15 protein-coding genes, 1 pseudogene and 2 other annotated features are annotated in these 18,904 nt (G+C 54.2%); of the genes and pseudogenes, 7 read left to right on the top strand and 9 right to left on the bottom strand.

Annotation, left to right across the window (positions count from 1 at the left end):
• Positions 1–2 precede the first annotated feature (2 nt).
• Positions 3–2,825 (bottom strand): excinuclease ABC subunit A, encoded by a 2,823-nt coding sequence (gene uvrA, locus SF4146; protein ID NP_709861.1) that lies wholly within the window; start codon positions 2,823–2,825, stop codon positions 3–5.
• Between the two features lie 253 nt (positions 2,826–3,078).
• On the opposite strand from uvrA, the gene ssb reads away from it, so the two are divergent.
• Positions 3,079–3,615, top strand: coding sequence for a single-stranded DNA-binding protein (gene ssb / locus SF4145; protein NP_709860.2), 537 nt, complete (start codon positions 3,079–3,081; stop codon positions 3,613–3,615).
• 113 nt (positions 3,616–3,728) lie between these two features.
• Positions 3,729–4,496, bottom strand: a mobile genetic element.
• Here the strand turns inward: ssb and insB are convergent.
• Positions 3,744–4,247 carry an insertion element IS1 protein InsB gene (gene insB, locus SF4144; protein ID NP_709859.1) on the bottom strand — a complete coding sequence of 168 codons (504 nt, stop codon included), beginning with the start codon at positions 4,245–4,247 and terminating at the stop codon, positions 3,744–3,746. (Overlaps the previous feature by 504 nt.)
• Between insB and SF4143 the strand changes: the two genes are divergently transcribed.
• The 6 genes and pseudogenes from SF4143 to yjcO all read left to right on the top strand — a co-directional run bounded on the left by SF4143 (position 4,322) and on the right by yjcO (position 12,272).
• Positions 4,322–4,642 (top strand): IS1 encoded protein, encoded by a 321-nt coding sequence (locus tag SF4143; RefSeq protein NP_709858.1) that lies wholly within the window; start codon positions 4,322–4,324, stop codon positions 4,640–4,642.
• A complete protein-coding gene (yjcR, locus tag SF4142; RefSeq protein NP_709857.2) occupies positions 4,608–5,639 on the top strand; it encodes a multidrug resistance protein MdtN in 1,032 nt (343 codons plus the stop codon). The genes SF4143 and yjcR overlap by 35 nt, the downstream gene beginning before the upstream one ends.
• A 140-nt stretch (positions 5,640–5,779) precedes the next feature.
• On the top strand, positions 5,780–7,681 hold the full coding sequence (gene yjcQ, locus SF4141; RefSeq protein NP_709856.4) for a hypothetical protein: 1,902 nt from the start codon (positions 5,780–5,782) through the stop codon (positions 7,679–7,681).
• A complete protein-coding gene (yjcP, locus tag SF4140; protein ID NP_709855.1) occupies positions 7,678–9,144 on the top strand; it encodes an outer membrane efflux protein MdtP in 1,467 nt (488 codons plus the stop codon). Before yjcQ ends, yjcP begins: the two co-directional genes overlap by 4 nt.
• Before the next feature lie 197 nt (positions 9,145–9,341).
• Positions 9,342–11,489, top strand: a sequence feature (Similar to Escherichia coli K12 selenopolypeptide subunit of formate dehydrogenase H gi: 3868721 (716 aa). BLAST with identity of 98% in 716 aa. This CDS contains an in-frame stop codon. The sequence has been checked and is believed to be correct.).
• A pseudogene (gene fdhF / locus SF4139) lies at positions 9,342–11,489 on the top strand. (Overlaps the previous feature by 2,148 nt.)
• Before the next feature lie 114 nt (positions 11,490–11,603).
• Positions 11,604–12,272: a hypothetical protein gene (gene yjcO / locus SF4138; RefSeq protein NP_709854.2), complete on the top strand. Its 669-nt coding sequence runs from the start codon at positions 11,604–11,606 to the stop codon at positions 12,270–12,272.
• Between the two features lie 77 nt (positions 12,273–12,349).
• Here the strand turns inward: yjcO and gltP are convergent, their stop codons facing one another.
• The 7 genes from gltP to nrfB all read right to left on the bottom strand — a co-directional run bounded on the left by gltP (position 12,350) and on the right by nrfB (position 18,899).
• On the bottom strand, positions 12,350–13,663 hold the full coding sequence (gene gltP, locus SF4137) for a glutamate/aspartate:proton symporter (RefSeq protein ID NP_709853.1): 1,314 nt from the start codon (positions 13,661–13,663) through the stop codon (positions 12,350–12,352).
• Between the two features lie 341 nt (positions 13,664–14,004).
• Entirely contained in the window at positions 14,005–14,601 is a 597-nt protein-coding gene (nrfG, locus tag SF4136; protein ID NP_709852.1) for a formate-dependent nitrite reductase complex subunit NrfG, read from the bottom strand.
• The gene (nrfF, locus tag SF4135) at positions 14,598–14,981 is read right to left on the bottom strand and encodes a formate-dependent nitrite reductase complex subunit NrfF (RefSeq protein ID NP_709851.1); all 384 of its coding nucleotides are present in this window, start codon (positions 14,979–14,981) and stop codon (positions 14,598–14,600) included. The genes nrfG and nrfF overlap by 4 nt, the downstream gene beginning before the upstream one ends.
• A complete protein-coding gene (nrfE, locus tag SF4134; protein ID NP_709850.2) occupies positions 14,974–16,632 on the bottom strand; it encodes a heme lyase subunit NrfE in 1,659 nt (552 codons plus the stop codon). The genes nrfF and nrfE overlap by 8 nt, the downstream gene beginning before the upstream one ends.
• A 79-nt stretch (positions 16,633–16,711) precedes the next feature.
• Complete coding sequence (gene nrfD / locus SF4133) at positions 16,712–17,668, bottom strand: formate-dependent nitrate reductase, transmembrane protein (protein ID NP_709849.1); 957 nt, start codon at positions 17,666–17,668, stop codon at positions 16,712–16,714.
• Complete coding sequence (gene nrfC / locus SF4132) at positions 17,665–18,336, bottom strand: formate-dependent nitrite reductase (protein NP_709848.1); 672 nt, start codon at positions 18,334–18,336, stop codon at positions 17,665–17,667. Before nrfC ends, nrfD begins: the two co-directional genes overlap by 4 nt.
• Positions 18,333–18,899 (bottom strand): cytochrome c nitrite reductase pentaheme subunit, encoded by a 567-nt coding sequence (nrfB, locus tag SF4131; protein NP_709847.2) that lies wholly within the window; start codon positions 18,897–18,899, stop codon positions 18,333–18,335. Before nrfB ends, nrfC begins: the two co-directional genes overlap by 4 nt.
• Positions 18,900–18,904: the final 5 nt, after the last annotated feature.

Raw genomic sequence — 18,904 nt, 5'->3', positions numbered from 1 at the left:
GATTACAGCATCGGCTTGAGGAAGCGTGCCGTATGCGAAGCTTCGCACTCCGCGACGGTTTCTGGCGTACCGGAGACGAGGATTTCGCCGCCGCCACTGCCGCCTTCTGGTCCCAGGTCGACAATCCAGTCAGCGGTTTTGATCACGTCGAGATTGTGCTCAATCACCACAATGGTATTGCCCTGATCGCGCAGTTTATGCAGCACGTCGAGGAGTTGCTGAATATCGGCGAAGTGCAGACCGGTGGTCGGCTCGTCGAGAATATACAGCGTCTGCCCGGTGCCGCGTTTTGACAGCTCACGCGCCAGCTTCACGCGCTGGGCTTCACCACCAGAAAGTGTGGTTGCGGACTGCCCCAGGCGAATGTACGTCAGACCAACGTCCATCAACGTTTGCAGCTTACGCGCCAGAGCTGGCACCGCATCAAAGAACTCACGCGCCTCTTCGATGGTCATATCCAGCACTTCGTGGATGGTTTTGCCTTTGTACTTAATTTCCAGCGTTTCACGGTTATAGCGTTTACCTTTGCACTGATCGCACGGCACGTAGATATCCGGCAGGAAGTGCATCTCCACTTTGATCACACCGTCGCCCTGACAGGCTTCGCAGCGCCCGCCACGGACGTTAAAGCTGAAACGTCCTGGCGTATAACCACGCGCACGGGATTCCGGTACGCCCGCAAACAGTTCGCGCACAGGCGTAAACACGCCGGTATAGGTCGCCGGGTTAGAACGTGGAGTACGACCAATTGGGCTTTGGTCGATATCGATCACTTTATCGAAATGCTCCAGTCCCTGAATATCGCGATACGGTGCCGGTTCGGCGATGGTCGCACCATTCAACTGGCGTTGGGCAATCGGGAACAGTGTGTCGTTAATCAGCGTCGATTTACCGGAACCTGAAACCCCTGTGATGCAGGTAAACAGACCGACTGGCAGCGTGAGCGTCACGTCCTTCAGGTTGTTGCCGCGTGCGCCTGTCAGCTTCAGCACTTTTTCTGGATTCGCCGGAACGCGTTTCTTCGGCACTTCAATCTTGCGTTTACCGCTCATGTACTGCCCGGTCAACGATTCAGGCACCGCCATAATCGCTTCCAGCGGACCTTCTGCGACCACTTCACCGCCGTGAACACCCGCACCAGGACCGATATCGATCACATGGTCAGCGGCGCGAATTGCGTCTTCGTCATGCTCCACCACAATCACGGTATTACCGAGATCGCGCAGATGGATAAGCGTACCCAACAGGCGCTCGTTATCGCGCTGGTGCAGGCCGATAGACGGCTCGTCCAGCACGTACATAACGCCAACCAGGCCCGCACCAATCTGGCTCGCCAGACGGATACGCTGGGCTTCACCGCCGGAAAGTGTTTCTGCCGAGCGGGAAAGTGTCAGGTAATTCAGGCCGACGTTTACGAGGAATTTCAGGCGATCGCCGATCTCTTTAAGAATTTTTTCCGCAATCTTCGCCCGCTGACCAGCGAGTTTGAGATTGTTGAAGAATTCCATCGCATGACCGATGCTCATGTCGGAGATAGCAGGCAGCGGCGTATTCTCGACATAAACGTGGCGCGCTTCCCGACGCAGACGCGTCCCTTCGCAGCTGGCGCATGGGCGATTGCTGATAAACTTGGCTAATTCTTCACGTACCGCACTGGATTCTGTCTCTTTATAACGGCGCTCCATATTGTGCAGCACGCCTTCGAACGGATGACGACGGATGGAGGTATCGCCACGATCGTTCATGTATTTGAATTCAATGTTTTCTTTGCCAGAACCGTACAACACCACTTTATGCACGTTCGCGCTCAGGCTGCCCCACGGCGCTTCGACGTCGAACTTATAGTGATCTGCCAGCGATTTCAGCATCTGGAAGTAATAGAAGTTGCGGCGATCCCAGCCACGGATCGCACCGCCAGCCAGTGACAGCTCGGGGTTTTGGATCACGCGGTCAGGATCGAAATATTGCTGTACGCCAAGGCCGTCACAGGTCGGGCAGGCACCTGCCGGGTTGTTAAACGAAAACAGTCGCGGCTCCAGTTCACGCATACTGTAGCCGCAAATTGGGCAGGCGAAGTTGGCGGAGAACAGCAGCTCTTCCGCTTTCGGGTCGTCCATATCCGCCACTACCGCTGTACCACCGGAAAGTTCCAGCGCGGTTTCAAACGACTCCGCAAGACGTTGGGTAAGATCGTCACGCACCTTGAAGCGATCAACCACCACTTCAATGGTATGTTTCTTTTGCAGTTCCAGTTTCGGCGGATCGGAAAGATCGCAGACTTCGCCATCAATACGAGCACGGATGTAACCCTGGCTTGCCAGGTTCTCCAGCGTTTTGGTGTGTTCGCCTTTGCGCTCTTTAATGATTGGCGCGAGCAGCATCAGACGCTTGCCTTCCGGCTGCGACAGCACGTTATCCACCATCTGGCTGACGGTTTGCGCCGCCAGCGGGACGTCGTGGTCCGGACAGCGCGGTTCGCCGACGCGGGCGAACAACAAACGCAAATAGTCGTGGATTTCGGTGATTGTCCCCACCGTAGAACGCGGGTTATGAGACGTCGATTTCTGCTCAATTGAGATGGCAGGAGAAAGCCCCTCAATATGATCGACGTCCGGCTTTTCCATCAGTGACAGAAACTGCCGCGCGTAGGCGGAAAGGGATTCAACGTAACGGCGCTGCCCTTCGGCATATAAGGTGTCGAAAGCGAGCGAGGATTTGCCAGAACCCGAAAGCCCGGTCACGACAATGAGCTTGTCGCGGGGGATAACGAGGTTGATGTTTTTGAGATTATGGGTGCGGGCGCCCCGAACTTCGATCTTATCCATTCACCTTTCCCGGATTAAACGCTTTTTTGCCCGGTGGCATGGTGCTACCGGCGATCACAAACGGTTAATTATGACACAAATTGACCTGAATGAATATACAGTATTGGAATGCATTATCCGGAGTGTTGTGTAACAATGTCTGGCCAGGTTTGTTTCCCGGAACCGAGGTCACAACATAGTAAAAGCGCTATTGGTAATGGTACAATCGCGCGTTTACACTTATTCAGAACGATTTTTTTCAGGAGACACGAACATGGCCAGCAGAGGCGTAAACAAGGTTATTCTCGTTGGTAATCTGGGTCAGGACCCGGAAGTACGCTACATGCCAAATGGTGGCGCAGTTGCCAACATTACGCTGGCTACTTCCGAATCCTGGCGTGATAAAGCGACCGGCGAGATGAAAGAACAGACTGAATGGCACCGCGTTGTGCTGTTCGGCAAACTGGCAGAAGTGGCGAGCGAATATCTGCGTAAAGGTTCTCAGGTTTATATCGAAGGTCAGCTGCGTACCCGTAAATGGACCGATCAATCCGGTCAGGATCGCTACACCACAGAAGTCGTGGTGAACGTTGGCGGCACCATGCAGATGCTGGGTGGTCGTCAGGGTGGTGGCGCTCCGGCAGGTGGCAATATCGGTGGTGGTCAGCCGCAGGGCGGTTGGGGTCAGCCTCAGCAGCCGCAGGGTGGCAATCAGTTCAGCGGCGGCGCGCAGTCTCGCCCGCAGCAGTCCGCTCCGGCAGCGCCGTCTAACGAGCCGCCGATGGACTTTGATGATGACATTCCGTTCTGATTTGTCATTAAAACAATAGGTTATATTGTTTTAAGGTGGATGATTAAAGCATCTGCCAGCCATAAAAAAGAAGCCTCCGTTATGGAGGCTTCCCATCAATATTTGTTTTTTCAGGTAATGACTCCAACTTACTGATAGTGTTTTATGTTCAGATAATGCCCGATGACCTTGTCATGCAGCTCCACCGATTTTGAGAACGACAGTGACTTCCGTCCCAGCCTTGCCAGATGTTGTCTCAGATTCAGATTATGTCGCTCAATGCGCTGAGTGTAACGCTTGCTGATAACGTGCAGCTTTCCCTTCAGGCGTGATTCATACAGCGGCCAGCCATCCGTCATCCATACCACGACCTCAAAGGCCGACAGCAGGCTCAGAAGACGCTCCAGTGTGGCCAGAGTGCGTTCACCGAAGACGTGCGCCACAACCGTCCTCCGTATCCTGTCATACGCGTAAAACAGCCAGCGCTGACGTGATTTAGCACCGACGTAGCCCCAATGTTCGTCCATTTCAGCGCAGACAATCACATCACTGCCCGGTTGTATGCGCGAGGTTACCGACTGCGGCCTGAGTTTTTTAAGTGACGTAAAACCGTGTTGAGGCCAACGCCCATAATGCGTGCACTGGCGCGACATCCGACGCCATTCATGGCCATATCAATGATTTTCTGGTGCGTACCGGGCTGAGAGGCGGTGTAAGTGAACTGTAGTTGCCATGTTTTACGGCAATGAGAGCAGAGATAGCGCTGATGTCCGGCAGTGCTTTTGCCGTTACGCACCACGCCTTCAGTAGCGGAGCAGGAAGGACATCTGATGGAAATGGAAGCCACGCAAGCACCTTAAAATCACCATCATACACTAAATCAGTAAGTTGGCAGCATTACCCAGCGGGCAAATATCAATCTGGCATTTGTCGGAATTATTTATACCGCCCTTTTTGCTCTCTACGCCATGCTGTTCTGGCTGGCATTTTTCTAATCTATTTGAGACGCGCTCATGGAAAGTACGCCGAAAAAAGCACCTCGCAGTAAATTCCCTGCTCTGTTAGTGGTTGCGTTGGCGCTGGTTGCCCTTGTTTTCGTTATCTGGCGCGTAGACAGTGCGCCATCAACTAATGACGCTTACGCGTCAGCAGATACCATTGATGTGGTGCCGGAAGTCAGCGGTCGCATTGTAGAACTGGCGGTCACCGACAACCAGGCGGTGAAACAGGGCGATTTGCTGTTCCGCATCGACCCGCGCCCGTACGAAGCCAACCTGGCGAAAGCCGAAGCCTCCCTCGCGGCGCTGGATAAGCAAATTATGCTCACCCAGCGTAGCGTTGACGCCCAACAGTTTGGTGCCGACTCGGTTAATGCCACGGTAGAAAAAGCCCGTGCCGCCGCGAAACAGGCCACAGATACATTACGCCGCACCGAGCCATTACTGAAAGAGGGTTTTGTCTCAGCAGAAGACGTTGACCGTGCAAGAACGGCGCAGCGCGCCGCAGAAGCGGATCTTAATGCCGTATTGTTACAGGCGCAGTCAGCCGCCAGCGCCGTCAGCGGCGTCGATGCGCTGGTGGCGCAACGTGCGGCGGTCGAAGCGGATATTGCCCTGACCAAACTACATCTGGAAATGACGACCGTTCGCGCGCCATTTGATGGCCGGATCATTTCCCTCAAAACCTCCGTCGGGCAATTTGCTTCTGCCATGCGCCCTATTTTTACCCTCATCGACACTCGTCACTGGTACGTGATCGCCAACTTCCGCGAAACCGATCTGAAAAATATTCGCTCAGGTACACCCGCAACGATTCGCCTGATGAGTGACAGCGGCAAAACCTTCGAGGGTAAAGTGGATTCGATTGGCTACGGCGTGCTACCGGATGACGGCGGCCTGGTGCTGGGCGGCCTGCCAAAAGTGTCTCGTTCTATTAACTGGGTCCGCGTTGCCCAGCGTTTTCCGGTCAAAATCATGGTCGATAAACCTGACCCGGAAATGTTCCGCATCGGCGCTTCGGCAGTCGCTAATCTTGAGCCGCAATAATGAGCGCGCTCAACTCCCTGCCATTACCGGTGGTCAGGCTGCTGGCGTTCTTTCATGAAGAGTTAAGCGAGCGGCGACCCGGCCGCGTGCCGCAGATCGTGCAACTCTGGGTAGGCTGCCTGCTGGTGATTCTGATCTCGATGACTTTTGAGATCCCTTTTGTGGCGTTATCGCTGGCAGTGCTGTTTTACGGTATTCAGTCGAACGCGTTTTACACCAAATTTGTGGCGATCTTGTTTGTGGTTGCCACGGTGCTGGAGATCGGCAGCCTGTTTTTGATCTACAAATGGTCATACGGCGAACCGTTGATCCGATTGATCATCGCCGGGCCGATCCTGATGGGCTGCATGTTTTTGATGCGCACCCATCGGCTGGGACTGGTCTTTTTCGCTGTCGCCATTTACGGGCAAACCTTCCCCGCCATGCTCGACTATCCGGAAGTAGTCGTGCGCTTAACGCTGTGGTGTATCGTTGTTGGCCTCTATCCAACCTTGCTGATGACGTTAATCGGCGTGCTGTGGTTTCCCAATCGTGCCATTACGCAAATGCATCAAGCGCTTAATGATCGGCTTGATGATGCCATTAGCCACCTGACGGACAGCCTCGCACCGCTACCCGAAACGCGGATTGAAAGAGAGGCGCTGGCGCTGCAAAAACTGAATGTCTTTTGTCTCGCGGACGATGCCAACTGGCGAACTCAAAGCGCATGGTGGCAAAGCTGCGTGGCAACGGTAACCTACATTTACTCGACGCTGAATCGCTACGATCCCACCTCTTTTGCTGATTCTCAGGCAATTATTGAATTTCGGCAAAAATTAGCCTCAGAAATCAACAAGCTGCAGCATGCCGTTGCTGAAGGTCAGTGCTGGCAAAGCGACTGGCGGCTCAGTGAAAGTGAAGCGGTGGCGGCACGGGAATGTAACCTGGAGAATATCTGCCAGACGTTGTTACAACTGGGCCAGATGAACCCGAATACGCCGCCAACGCCCGCCGCCAAACCGCCATCAATGGTCGCCGATGCTTTTACCAATCCAGACTATATACGCTACGCGGTAAAAACATTGCTCGCCTGTTTGATCTGTTACACCTTTTACAGCGGCGTGGACTGGGAAGGCATTCACACCTGTATGCTGACCTGCGTGATCGTCGCTAATCCAAATGTCGGTTCGTCGTACCAGAAGATGGTGCTGCGTTTTGGCGGGGCCTTTTGCGGCGCGATTCTGGCGCTGTTATTCACGCTACTGGTCATGCCCTGGCTGGACAATATTGTCGAATTGCTGTTTGTGCTGGCACCGATTTTCCTGTTGGGCGCATGGATTGCCACCAGCTCTGAACGCTCTTCTTATATCGGCACACAGATGGTGGTCACCTTCGCGCTCGCCACGCTCGAAAACGTTTTTGGCCCAGTGTACGACCTGGTGGAAATTCGCGATCGCGCCCTGGGTATCATCATTGGTACCGTGGTGTCCGCGATGATTTACACCTTTGTCTGGCCTGAAAGTGAAGCGCGCACGCTGCCGCAAAAACTGGCTGGCGCGCTGGGTATGTTAAGTAAAGTAATGCGGATCCCACGCCAGCAGGAAGTCACGGCTCTGCGCACTTATCTGCAAATTCGTATCGGTCTGCATGCGGCGTTTAATGCCTGTGAAGAGATGTGCCAACGCGTGGCGCTGGAGCGTCAACTGGACAGCGAAGAACGCGCCTTACTGATTGAACGTTCGCAAACGGTTATTCGTCAGGGCCGCGATATCCTTCACGCCTGGGATGCCACCTGGAATTCGGCGCAGGCGCTGGATAACGCACTACAGCCGGACAGAGCAGGTCAGTTTGCCGACGCCCTGGAGAAATACGCTGCCGGTCTGGCAACCGCACTCAGCCGTTCTCCTCAAATAACGCTTGAAGAGACACCCACCTCGCAGGCCATCCTGCCCACCTTATTAAAACAGGAGCAACACGTCTGCCAGCTTTTCGCCCGCTTGCCAGACTGGACAGCCCCGGCATTAACGCCCGCCACGGAACAGGCACAAGGAGCCACGCAATGATCAATCGTCAACTTTCACGTCTGCTGTTGTGCAGCATTCTCGGCAGCACGACGCTGATTTCCGGCTGTGCCCTGGTACGTAAGGATTCTGCGCCTCATCAACAGCTCAAACCGGAACAAATCAAACTGGCCGATGATATTCATCTTGCCAGCTCCGGCTGGCCGCAGGCGCAGTGGTGGAAACAACTCAATGACCCGCAGTTGGATGCCCTGATCCAACGGACGCTAAGTGGTTCACACACCCTCGCCGAAGCGAAACTGCGGGAAGAAAAAGCGCAATCGCAGGCCGATTTGTTAGATGCCGGTTCACAGTTGCAGGTGGCAGCGTTAGGGATGCTTAACCGCCAACGTGTCTCGGCGAACGGCTTTTTAAGCCCTTATGCGATGGATGCGCCCGCACTGGGGATGGACGGGCCGTACTATACGGAAGCCACAGTAGGTTTGTTTGCCGGACTGGATCTTGATTTGTGGGGTGTGCATCGCTCAGCGGTTGCCGCCGCCATTGGCGCGCATAATGCCGCGCTGGCAGAAACCGCAGCAGTAGAGCTATCGCTGACCACGGGCGTAGCGCAGCTTTATTACAGTATGCAGGCCAGCTATCAGATGCTCGATCTGTTAGAACAAACTCGCGATGTGATTGATTACGCGGTGAAAGCGCACCAAAGTAAAGTGGCGCACGGTCTGGAAGCACAAGTGCCTTTCCACGGCGCGCGGGCACAGATTCTGGCGGTCGATAAACAAATTGCTGCCGTCAAAGGGCAAATCACCGAAACGAGAGAATCTCTGCGCGCATTGATTGGCGCGGGAGCCAGCGATATGCCGGAGATCAAACCTGTGGCATTACCACGAGTCCAGACCGGCATTCCGGCGACACTCTCTTATGAGTTGCTCGCCAGACGCCCGGATCTGCAAGCCATGCGCTGGTATGTTCAGGCGTCATTAGATCAGGTGGATTCCGCGCGGGCGTTGTTCTATCCGAGCTTTGATATCAAAGCGTTTTTCGGCCTTGATGCCATCCACCTGGATACCTTATTCAAAAAAACCAGTCGCCAGTTCAACTTCATCCCGGGTCTGAAATTGCCGCTGTTTGACGGTGGACGGTTGAATGCCAATCTCGAAGGCACGCGCGCCGCCAGCAACATGATGATTGAACGTTACAACCAGTCAGTACTGAACGCGGTGCGTGACGTTGCCGTCAACGGCACGCGTCTGCAAACGCTCAACGACGAGCGAGAAATGCAGGCTGAACACGTGGAAGCAACGCGCTTCACCCAGCGCGCTGCCGAGGCCGCCTATCAGCGCGGCTTAACCAGCCGCTTACAGGCCACTGAAGCCCGGTTGCCAGTACTTGCCGAAGAGATGTCATTACTGATGCTGGACAGCCGCCGGGTGATCCAAAGCATTCAGTTGATGAAATCGCTGGGCGGCGGGTATCAGGCGGCTCCCGTCGTCGAGAAAAAATAAAATGTCTGCCGCGTGATGGCTGTCACGCGGTATTTCGTTTCGTCACGTCAAAACTGACGACAGCCTGTTTTTCGTCAGAGTTTTGAATAAATAGTGCCCGTAATATCAGGGAATGACCCCAAATAAAATGTGGCATAAAAGATGCATACTGTAGTCGAGAGCGCGTATGCGTGATTTGATTAACTGGAGCGAGACCGATGAAAAAAGTCGTCACGGTTTGCCCCTATTGCGCATCAGGTTGCAAAATCAACCTGGTCGTCGATAACGGCAAAATCGTCCGGGCGGAGGCAGCGCAGGGGAAAACCAACCAGGGTACCCTGTGTCTGAAGGGTTATTATGGCTGGGATTTCATTAACGATACCCAGATCCTGACCCCGCGCCTGAAAACCCCCATGATCCGTCGCCAGCGTGGCGGCAAACTCGAACCTGTTTCCTGAGATGAGGCACTGAATTACGTTGCCGAGCGCCTGAGCGCCATCAAAGAGAAGTACGGTCCGGATGCCATCCAGACGACCGGCTCCTCGCGTGGTACGGGTAACGAAACCAACTATGTAATGCAAAAATTTGCGCGCGCCGTTATTGGTACCAATAACGTTGACTGCTGCGCTCGTGTCTGACACGGCCCATCGGTTGCAGGTCTGCACCAATCGGTCGGTAATGGCGCAATGAGCAATGCTATTAACGAAATTGATAATACCGATTTAGTGTTCGTTTTCGGGTACAACCCGGCGGATTCCCACCCAATCGTGGCGAATCACGTAATTAACGCTAAACGTAACGGGGCGAAAATTATCGTCTGCGATCCGCGCAAAATTGAAACCGCGCGCATTGCTGACATGCACATTGCACTGAAAAACGGCTCGAACATCGCGCTGTTGAATGCGATGGGCCATGTCATTATTGAAGAAAATCTGTACGACAAAGCGTTCGTCGCTTCCCGTACAGAAGGCTTTGAAGAGTATCGTAAAATCGTTGAAGGCTACACGCCGGAGTCGGTTGAAGATATCACCGGTGTCAGCGCCAGTGAGATTCGTCAGGCGGCACGGATGTATGCCCAGGCGAAAAGCGCCGCCATCCTGTGGGGCATGGGTGTAACCCAGTTCTACCAGGGCGTGGAAACCGTGCGTTCTCTGACCAGCCTCGCGATGCTGACCAGTAACCTCGGTAAGCCGCATGCGGGTGTAAACCCGGTTCGTGGTCAGAACAACGTGCAGGGTGCCTGCGATATGGGCGCGCTGCCGGATACGTATCCGGGATACCAGTACGTGAAAGATCCGGCTAACCGCGAAAAATTCGCCAAAGCCTGGGGCGTGGAAAGCCTGCCTGCTCATACCGGCTATCGCATCAGCGAGCTGCCGCACCGCGCAGCGCATGGCGAAGTGCGTGCCGCGTACATTATGGGCGAAGATCCGCTGCAAACTGATGCGGAGCTGTCGGCAGTACGTAAAGCCTTTGAAGATCTGGAACTGGTCATCGTTCAGGACATCTTTATAACCAAAACCGCGTCGGCGGCGGATGTCATTTTGCCGTCAACGTCGTGGGGCGAGCATGAAGGCGTGTTTACTGCGGCTGACCGTGGCTTCCAGCGTTTCTTCAAAGCAGTTGAACCGAAATGGGATCTGAAAACGGACTGGCAAATCATCAGTGAAATCGCCACCCGTATGGGTTATCCGATGCACTACAACAACACCCAGGAGATCTGGGATGAGTTGCGTCATCTGTGCCCGGATTTCTACGGTGCGACTTACGAGAAAATGGGCGAACTGGGCTTCATTCAGTGGCCTTGCCGCGATACTTCAGATGCCGATCAGGGGACTTCTTATCTGTTTAAAGAGAAGTTTGATACCCCGAACGGTCTGGCGCAGTTCTTCACCTGCGACTGGGTAGCGCCAATCGACAAACTCACCGACGAGTACCCGATGGTACTGTCAACGGTGCGTGAAGTTGGTCACTACTCTTGCCGTTCGATGACCGGTAACTGTGCGGCACTGGCGGCGCTGGCTGATGAACCTGGCTACGCACAAATCAATACCGAAGACGCCAAACGTCTGGGTATTGAAGATGAGGCATTGGTTTGAGTGCACTCGCGTAAAGGCAAAATTATCACCCGTGCGCAGGTCAGCGATCGTCCGAACAAAGGGGCGATTTACATGACCTACCAGTGGTGGATTGGTGCCTGTAACGAGCTGGTTACCGAAAGCTTAAGCCCGATTACGAAAACGCCGGAATACAAATACTGCGCCGTGCGCGTCGAGCCGATCTCCGATCAGCGCGCCGCCGAGCAGTACGTGATTGACGAGTACAACAAGTTGAAAACTCGCCTGCGCGAAGCGGCACTGGCGTAATACAGTCCTTTCTACAGCCTCCTTTCGGAGGCTGTTTTTTTATCCATTCGAACTCTTTATACTGGTTACTCCCTACCCAATCGTATTATCAAAATGAAAAAAATTATCGCATTGATGTTGTTTTTGACATTCTTTGCCCACGCGAACGACTCCGAGCCTGGCAGCCAGTATTTAAAGGCAGCAGAGGCCGGGGACCGACGTGCACAATATTTTCTTGCCGACAGCTGGTTTAGCTCCGGCGATTTGAGCAAAGCCGAATATTGGGCACAGAAAGCCGCCGACAGCGGTGATGCTGATGCCTGCGCGCTGTTGGCGCAGATCAAAATCACCAATCCGGTCAGTCTGGACTATCCACAAGCAAAAGTTCTTGCAGAGAAAGCGGCGCAAGCGGGCAGTAAAGAAGGTGAAGTAACGCTGGCGCATATTCTGGTAAATACTCAAGCGGGTAAACCGGATTATCCAAAGGCGATTTCGCTGTTAGAAAACGCCTCGGAAGATCTGGAGAATGACTCCGCCGTCGATGCCCAAATGCTGCTTGGTTTGATTTACGCCAACGGCGTGGGCATTAAGGCCGACGATGACAAGGCAACCTGGTATTTCAAACGCAGCTCTGCAATTTCCCGAACCGGTTATTCCGAGTACTGGGCGGGAATGATGTTCTTAAACGGTGAGGAAGGTTTTATCGAGAAGAACAAACAAAAGGCGCTGCACTGGTTGAACCTGAGCTGTATGGAAGGGTTTGATACCGGGTGTGAAGAGTTTGAAAAATTAACCAACGGTTAAGGTAGGCCTGATAAGACGCGGCAAGCGTCGCATCAGGCATCCACACATTGCCGGGGGATATCCCCGGCAATCTTCAATTATTGATCCGCAGTTTTATCAAATTTGCCCAGCACTTCACGCTCATAAGCCAGCGCCTTTTTGCGGTCAAATTTGTGTTCCCACTTGGCAATCACCAGCACCGCCAGCGCATTACCCACCACGTTCAGCGCAGTACGCGCCATGTCGAGGATACGGTCAACACCAGCAATAAACGCCAGACCTTCCAGCGGAATACCTACGCTACCCAGCGTTGCCAGCAACACCACAAACGACACGCCAGCCACGCCAGCAATCCCTTTCGAGGTCACCATCAGCGTCAGCACCAGAATGATTTCCTGCCAGATGGACAGGTCAATGCCATACAGCTGAGCGATGAAAATAGCGGCAATACTTTGATACAGCGTCGAACCATCAAGGTTAAAAGAGTAACCGGTCGGCACCACGAAGCTGGTGATCGACGCCGGTGCTCCGTAGGCTTCCATCTTCTCAATAATTCGCGGCAGTACGCTTTCAGAGCTGGCAGTGGAGTACGCCAGAATCAGCTCATCTTTCAGAATACGAATCAGGATCCAGACGCTTAACCCGCACAGACGTGCCACAATTCCCAGCACTACCAGCGCGAAGAACAGAATGGCGAAATGCACCAGCAGCACCAGTTTCGCCAGTGGCCACAGAGACGAGAAACCAAAGTTAGCCACCGTCACCGCAATCAGCGCAAACACACCCACCGGTGCATAACGCATCACCATGTGAGTCACTTTAAACATGGTTTCAGAGATGGAGCGGAACACGGTCACCAGCGGTTCACGATGCGTCGCGGGCAGGGAAGAAAGCCCCAGACCAAACAGCACCGAGAAAAAGATGATCGGCAGCATTTCGCCTTTCGCCATCGACGCCACAATGTTCGTCGGCACCAGCGACAAAATCGTGCCCATAATGCCGTGGGAACTGCTTTGTACCGCTTCCGTAGTGCTCTGATATTTCGAGATATCGACGGTCGCCAGCTGCGACATATCCACCCCGGCACCGGGCTGGAAGACGTTCGCCAGAGTGATCCCCAAAATGATGGCGACGGTGGTGATCACCTCGAAGTAAATAATGGTTTTCGCGCCAATACGCCCGAGCTGTTTGGCATCACCAACACCCGCGATACCCACCACCAGCGTGGAGATCACAATCGGCACAACAATCATTTTGATCAGATGGATGAAGATATCACCCGCCGGAGAGAGCAAATTGACGACCAGCCAGTCGCGGCTGTCGCTATGGTAGTGCAGGTAGCTTCCCAGGAGAATGCCCAGCACCATAGCAAACAGAATCTGCCAGGCCAGGCTGAATTTTATATTTTTCATCAGAATAACTTCCTCAATGGAGCGCCGTTCCCCGTTCAGAAACGCGAGAACGTGACATACTGCCAGGGCATGAATTGTGTTGCGTTGGTTTGTAGATTTTTTTAACGCTTATGATCAGTATCATTTGCGCGGTATGTTGCGCAACCCTTTAACAACAGAGCTTTTCGCTGCATTAATGCATAATAACGCGAGTTTATGGCAGGATTAATGAATAACCATTTGTTATGGAAAGATTTTTATTTGTTTAATCTGCAATAATACTGATTGGTGATTATTTTTGGCATATGTTCATTCGATTATTTTTTATGCAGCTCAATGACATAATCTTCATCACCAGATGATTAATCCGATCTCCGCTGCAACAGTTTTGCCATATTAATCGACTCGACCAGCTGTGTCCGGTTGATCCGGGGTGAGTTGAGATCCATCACTTTTTGCCATAGTTCGATGGCTTGCGCGTAATTCGCCTGCATAAACGCATCGGAAGCCAGCAGCATCAGAGCGGTGATTTCGTTAGAGTCCAGCGCGAGGGCTTTGTCGATCATTGCGCGAGTCTGGGCGGTCATATGCTGGCTGGCCTGGTAATAAAGCACCGTCGCCAGCGCCGCATACAGTTCAGCGTTCTCACCACGTAGTTGCAACGCCTGACGATACGCCAGCAGCGAATTGCTGTAATCGTTTTGCCACAGATAGTACTCGCCCAGTAACGCCCATTGTTCGCTGTTTTGTGGATTAGCGCGGATTTTATCCTGCAATGCCTGAAGCTGCGCTTCCGGGGTTTGCTGGCTGGCAAACTGATGTAGCGGATCGCGCTGACGCTGATACTCCGCACGTACCGCCTGCCATTTTGGGCTTAACAGATAACTGCCGACACAGAGGAATACCATCAATATCGTGAGTGTTGTCAGCATTTTCACCGGTATTTGAGGCTGTTTCATCGCTTAGCCCTCACTCGCCAGAGGATCAGTGCCATCAGCAATAACAACACCACTGGCAGCGCCCACAACACCAGCGTCTGACCCGTTAACGGTGGGTTATAGCGAACAAAATCTCCGTAGCGTTCGGTCATCCAGCCAATGATTTCGACTTCGTTCTTCCCCTCCGACACCATGCTATAAACCTGATGGCGCATACTGACCGCCACCGGCGCATTGGATTCGAGTAAGTTTTGATTCTGGCACTGCGGACAACGTAACTGGCTGGCAATATTTAACGCCTGTTGCTGTTGTTGCGGATTGGCGAATTGCCAGGTGTCTACAACCTGAGCGCGCGCAAAACAGGTAAATAACAGCAGTAGCGTGAGAAGCCCTTTATTCATCGCGCTTCTTCCCCCGCCATCCGCTTAACAATGCGCCCGCAATCATCAACAATCCTCCCCCCCAGATCCAGCGCACACCGCTTTGTACATACAAACGAAAAGCGTAACGATCCGCTCTGGTTTTTTCACCCATGACCGCATACCAGTCATGGATGCCGTTCCAGCGAATTGACGGTTCCATCATTTGCTGACGGCGTGCTTCATAAAAACGCCGCTCCGGCGTTAATTCACCAATGCGTTGCTGATGGTCAAACAGCGCCACTATCGCTTTTTCGCTGGTGTAATTGCCTCTGGCTTGCAGATCGAGTCGCTCAAAACGGAAGGTGTATCCTGCCAGCGTCACCTGCTGACCCGGCTGTAAATTCAGGCTGATCTCCTGACGACTGACACTGGAAACCACGATCCCCGCGGCAAATAACAGCACGCCAGCATGAGCTACCAGCGCCGGAAGCTGCACGCGTTTGCCAGAGACAAACGTCGCCAGCACAATCACCACCAGCATCAACAGACCAAACGGTAACGTCGCGCGGTTAAAATACGGCGCGCCAACGGAGAGGCGTCCCCAGCCCAGCAGGCCGTAAATCATCGGATAAAGCGTTCCCACCAGCACGATCAGTAGCACTGCGCAAAACAGCAACAGCGTAGCGAGGATTAACATTTCCCGCGATAACCCCGAAAAACGCACCGCCGGGCCACCGTCCCGCGCTCGCCAGCCATACAGAGCCAAAGACGCAAGGCTAATCAGTGCAAACAGGCTGAACAACGGCACGGCGCGGACGTTATCCAGTGCGAACGCATGAACCGAAACCAGAATGCCAGAACGGACAATTAAGGTGCCCAGCAGCGACAGCATCAGAGTAACTATCGCCAGCAACAGCGACCAGTGGCGGAAAATCCCCCGCTGGCGTGTCAGGGACAAACTGTGCAGCAGCGCAGTGGCAGAAAGCCAGGGTAATAAAGAGGCGTTTTCCACCGGATCCCAGAACCACCAGCCGCCCCAGCCGAGTTCGCAGTAGGCCCACCAGGAACCGAGGATGATCCCCGCCGTTAATGCACTCCAGCCAGGTAACGCCCAGCGCCAGCAAATTCGGGCGCTGGCCGCATCAAACTCGCCGCGCAGTAGACTCGCCAGCGCCACGCTCGCCGCTACCATCAAACCGCCATAGCCAAGGTAAAGCAGCGGTGGATGAAAGATAAGACCGGGATGTTGCAGCATCGGATTGAGATCGCGGCCTTCGATTGCTGGTGGAAATATCCGCACGAAGGGATCGGACCACAGCACCACAAACAGTAGCAGTGCGGCGAGCATGAGAGATAAAACGGCTAGCGTCAGCGGAAATAGCGGATCGCTTTGCTGCCGATAATGCCAGGCAAACAGCGCGCTCCAGGCGGAAAGCAGCAGCACCCAAAGCAGCAGCGAACCTTCATGACCGCCCCACACCGCCGCCAGTTTGAGTTCCCACGACAGCAGGCTGTAGCTATGTTGGGCGACATAAATGACCGAGAAATCGCTGATGAGAAAACAATACGTCAGTACGCCAAAGGCGAGCAGCAGGAGCGCGAACTGCGCCAGAATGCCGATGCAAGTGAGTCGCATCATGGCAGGCCAGCGCAACCGCACTCCCGCAAAGGCCGTCAACGGGGTCAACACGTTGACCCCGAGACTTAACAACAACGCCAGAAAACCGACTTCAGGAAGGAATACGTCCAGAAACCACCTCTTTTCTGGCTTACGCCACCGTCAACTGTCCGGCGTAGAGAATGAAAAAGCGCAGCATCAACACGCCGACCAGACTGGCCCCACACGCCGCCAGCACGGCAGGAATGCCGGAACTGCGATTGACCCACGGTTTGAGCAACATTGGCACAATCAGCCCCAGCCCGGCGACACCAAGCCAGAACCACCACGTCCAGAAACCGCCACCTAATGCCGCCACCAGCGCACGAACTTTACCGTCATCGCCCAGCGCCAGACCGACAAAAAACGCCACCAGCAGGAAGATTTCACCCCATACCACGGGGATTTCCATCCGGTGAACAAAGTGCGCTTCCGTGGAATGCGGGTTACTGCGTTGGCGTATCGCCATGGCGATCAGCGCCACCGCCGCACCGGACGAGATGCCGGAGAAGAGGAGCAGCACCGGCAGGCTCGGGTTATTGAGGAACGGATACGATTTCAGCGCCGACAGCAGAAAGCCGGTATAAGCCCCCAGCAGCACCGCCAACACCAGCATCAGCGTTTCCAGTCCGCGATGAACGGGCGTCAGCAGGCTCAGAACCTTTTGCACGATCCCCAGCTTCGGCAACCAGCGTTGTTGCAGGGCAAGCAAATCATGTTCAAAGATTTTCGCCAGCCACAGCACCAGCACCACCATGTAGAGCTGAAACAGCATCACCCCCATCGACATCACCGAGGTAAAACTGTAGTGGAACATCAGCTTCCAGAAGGTCCACGGTCTTGTCAGGTGGAAGACGAGGATCAACAGACCGAGGATCACCGCGCCCGGCCCGACAATCAGCGTGGTGCGCAGCAACGTACTGTCTGCACCGCCCGCCTGCGGGTAGAAGCGACGTAACAGCACGGCCAGCGTCACCAGACCGGCAGAAATACCAATCAAAAACAGGTAGATGGCAATCGGCCAGTCCCACACCAGCGATTCAAAATGAAATGCGGAAGTCTGCGTCATTGGCTCACCTCCCCGTATTTAAACGGTACGCGGTACAGCTTCGGTTTGGTTCCCAGCGCCAGCTTGTAGCGGTAAGTAGGCTTCTGGCGCAGCAGTTGCGAAATCTCACTGTTAGGATCGTCCAGATTGCCAAACGTCAGCGCCTTCGTCGGGCAAGCTTCAACGCACGCGGGAAGCTTACCGGCCTGCAAATTGGTCTTACGACAGAAATCGCATTTGTCCGCCGTCTTCGTGACCGGATGGATAAAGCGCACGCGGTACGGACAGGCGGCGATGCAGTACTGACAACCGACGCAGAGATCAGGATTAACATCGACAATCCCGCTAGCGGCATCACGAAAAGACGCACCGGTCGGGCAGACGTCAACGCACGGCGCATGATCGCAGTGCTGGCAAGACTTACGGAAGAAGCGATATTTCACATCAGGAAATTCGCCCTGCGGCTCGCTACGAATAATCGTCAGGCGCGAGACGCCTTCCGGCACCTTGTTCACTTCCCGACAAGCATCCATACAGGCGGTACAGCCGATGCATAACGACTCGTCATGCACCATGCCGTAACGCACCCCATTGATATTCAACGTTTTCGCCACCACGCGCCCTGCGGTGCCGCTGACGGCTGCCAGCACGCCGACGCCGGTGAGAAACTGGCGACGAGACCAGGTCATGGCTGCTCCTTAAGCAACGGAACAGACGCCGGGTTAAAGTTCGGATTGGTGCGCTGATCGCTGTGGCAATCGACGCAAATCTTAATCCGTCCTTTGTCACTTAACGTCTGCATCGTATCTTGCTGTGGATGCAGGGAATGGCAGCTGGCGCACGCCACTTTGGTTACGTGGACATCGTGCGGCCAGAACGCTTTTTGCAACTGTTCCGGCAGATGACAGGACATACAGACGCTGTTCTGCTCTCCGACCTTATACATCGGCTCGTTAAAGCGCATCACATCTTTCACCCCTTCGCGGTGTTGCGGTGATGCTTGGCCGTGACAGTTGGTGCAGGTGACCGGCAATTTGTTATTCGGGTTGATAACGGAAGCATGTTTGCCATGCATACCTTCGGTATCTGGTTTATGACAGTCCAGACAGGCGGCATCCGGGTTACGCTGCTGGGTAACTTCGTAGCGATCACCAGATGCCTGCACCGCAGGGGTAGCGGTAATTCCGTTCAGGCTCCACAACAGGCCCGACGCCAGCACCCCAGCAGTTAATAACGAACGTAATACGCTCATATTCA

Source organism: Shigella flexneri 2a str. 301, assembly GCF_000006925.2.
Classification (GTDB): Bacteria; Pseudomonadota; Gammaproteobacteria; order Enterobacterales; family Enterobacteriaceae; genus ECMA0423.
This window is presented reverse-complemented; position numbering and strand designations above follow the sequence as displayed.